Source organism: Microcystis sp. M144S2 (assembly GCF_020246065.1).
Classification (GTDB): Bacteria; Cyanobacteriota; Cyanobacteriia; order Cyanobacteriales; family Microcystaceae; genus Microcystis; species Microcystis ichthyoblabe_A.
In genome coordinates this window covers 1-2,801 of the sequence record NZ_JADBTR010000053.1, presented here as the reverse complement: position 1 = coordinate 2,801, position 2,801 = coordinate 1, and the positions used below count along the sequence as shown (strand labels likewise).

The 2,801-nt window shown below is 46.3% G+C and carries 2 protein-coding genes; both read right to left on the bottom strand.

Going from position 1 to position 2,801, the window contains the following annotated elements:
• A partial coding sequence (locus IM462_RS07135) for a M3 family metallopeptidase (RefSeq protein ID WP_287715011.1) occupies window positions 1-1,071 on the bottom strand: 1,071 nt, incomplete at its 3' end.
• A 701-nt stretch (window positions 1,072-1,772) separates the two neighbouring features.
• Window positions 1,773-2,801 (bottom strand): cobalamin biosynthesis protein CobW (gene cobW, locus IM462_RS07130; protein ID WP_287715009.1); only part of this gene is annotated, 1,029 nt, incomplete at its 5' end.

Below are 2,801 nucleotides of genomic sequence, written 5' to 3'. Positions count from 1 at the left end.
GAAATAGGGGCGTAATTCCTCGGCACTAAAGTTAAACTTGGCCTGACGCTGTTTTTCTGACCAATAGGCTATATCCCAATGCTTGAGATCGTCGGTTCCCGCAAAAGTTTTTAAGGCCTCTAAATCCTGTTTTGCCGCTTCGTAGCTTACTTGGCGCAAATTGTCAAGCAATTTCTCGATTTCATCCACAGAATTGGCCATTTTCCGGGCAAGACTGACCTCGGCGTAGGTACTATAACCTAGAAGATGGGCCTGTTCCTGACGCAGTTGCAAAATGCGATCGATTAAGGGATTATTATCCAATTCTCCCAGATCGGCCCGACTAACGTAGGCTTTATAGAGTTTTTCGCGCAATTCCCGATTATCGCTGTACTTCATAAAGGGGAAATAACTGGGAAAATCGAGGGTAATCACCCAGGGGCCGGTTTCGGTGCTGGCGTTAGTTTCTCCTTGGCCCCGGGCGGTTTGGGCGGCTAAACTAAGGAGACTAGGGGGTAAACCGGCGATATCTTCTGGGGTTGTTAGTTTCAGTTGAAAAGCTTTGGTGGCATCGAGGATGTTATTAGAAAATTTCGTGGTAATTTCCGCTAATTCCAGTTGAATCGCGTTAAATCTGTCTTTTTTCTCCCCTACCAATCCCACCCCAGCCAATTGAGCATCCCGCAGGGAAGCTTCGACAATGCGCTGTTGTGCCTCGTCTAATTGCCCCCAGCTTTCTCCTTGGCGCAGGGACAAAAATGCCTCATAAATGGGTTTACTTTGGCTTAAACGGCTAATAAACTCGACCACCTGCGGTTGTACGGTTTCGTAAGCTTGACGCAATTCTGGGCTATTTTTTACCCCCATCAGATGACCGATAATCCCCCAACTCCAGCTTAAACGTTCTTCGATCCGGGTGAGGGGTTCGACTAATTTTTCCCAAGTGGGGGCAATCTGCGCTTCTAGATCGGTTAATTCTCCGGCCAGTTCCTGCAAAAGTTGCGTCATGCCAGGGACAATCAGGCCGGGTTGGATTTGGTCAAAAGCCGGTAATCCTTGACCGGCAAGCAGCGGGTTACTGGTGTTCGTCATAATTGTTGGTCTGGAAGGGTGGGTAATCTGTATCTTTTACCACCCTAACCTAAATCCCTGACCATCTATCTGGGCGATCGATTGCCGGAGCTTTTTCAGTGGGGTGTGGGGTGTGGGGTGTAGGGTGTAGGGTGTGGGCTTCGGCCGTGAGCTCAGCCGAACGGGTGTGGGGTGTGGGGTGTGGGGTGTAGGGAAAGAAACCTCTTTCATCTGTGGGGGTGAAAATTTTTTCATTGGGACTGCCTCTGTTGATCAAAGATAAGCAAACATTATCTATTGACTGCAAAAACTTGAGAATATTTAAATTAACATTCCGCAATATTTACAAATTCTTAAGAATTAATTGAGAAAGATTTTTATTTAACAACGATGTTACAAGGGTTACAGCGATTTGATAGAATTTCAGAATGGGTCATTCTGTGCTTTTTTGGGCAGCAATGGTTGAAACCCTTGCCACACCTAGAAGGTGATCCTAATTAAGACGGTCAAATCAGTCAATTTCACCCATAACGATGATCTTTTTTTTGTGTAGTTTTATTGCAAAAAAAAAGTTTTTTTGACAAAAAGCACAAAGTATGATAGTACCCAACGTATTTCTGGCTGCGAGTAATTATTGTAGAGGGGGAGAAAGGAGAAGGGAGAGGGGAGAATAAATAAAAATAATCTCCCTACCCCACACCCTGTCCCTAGGAAAAACTTCTTCAGCAAACCCTAGTTAAGGCCTGCTCGATTCTCTGACTATCGAGGGAGCGGCCGATAAAGACCAAGCGGGTTTGCCGCATTTCCGTGGATTGCCAGGGTCGGTCGAAGAAAGAATCAAAACGATCGCCGACTCCCTGTAACACCATACGCATCGGTTTATTGGCCACGTTAACAAATCCCTTGACCCGATAGATTTCTTCTCGGGCCACCAATTCTTTGAGCCGTTGGGTCAAAATTCGGGCATCTACGGGAGAATCGAGGCAAAACTGCACAGAATTGATATCCTCATCGTGATCGTGTTCTTCCTCGTGATCATGATGACTAGGACGACTAGCTAAATCATCCTCGACGGCGGCATTAAATCCCAATAGCACATCGGGGCTAATTTGTCCATCAGCACAAGTAACTATTTTGACCGTCGATCGCAGTTGTGTTTTCAGCCAATTAATAATTTTTTCTAATTCAATTTCACTGATTAGATCGGTTTTAGTTAAGAGTACCAGGTCAGCGCAGGCTAACTGATCCTCAAATAACTCCTCAATGGGCGTTTCGTGTTCTAAATTGGGGTCTGCTTGCCTTTGTGCCGTTAAAGCGTCCAAATCCGCCACCAGACGACCCCTAGCGACAGCAAAACCATCCACCACGGTGATTACTCCGTCCACCGTCGCACCGTTGCGGATTTCTGGCCAGCGAAAAGCTTGAACCAGAGGTTTAGGTAAAGCTAATCCTGAAGTTTCGATCAGCATACAATCCAACTGTTGCCGTCGCTCCAGCAATTTCTGCATGGTGGGGAGAAATTCTTCCTGTACGGTGCAGCACAGACAACCGTTGGTCAGTTCCACAATATTATCGTTGGGGTTGTCATCGCAGGTCTGACAACTTTTCAATAAATCACCATCAATTCCCACTTCTCCGAATTCATTGACCATAACGGCCACCCGTCGGCCTTGATTATTTTGCAGTAGATGACGGATGAGGGTAGTTTTTCCCGCACCCAGAAAACCCGTGATCACAGTAACTGGAATTTT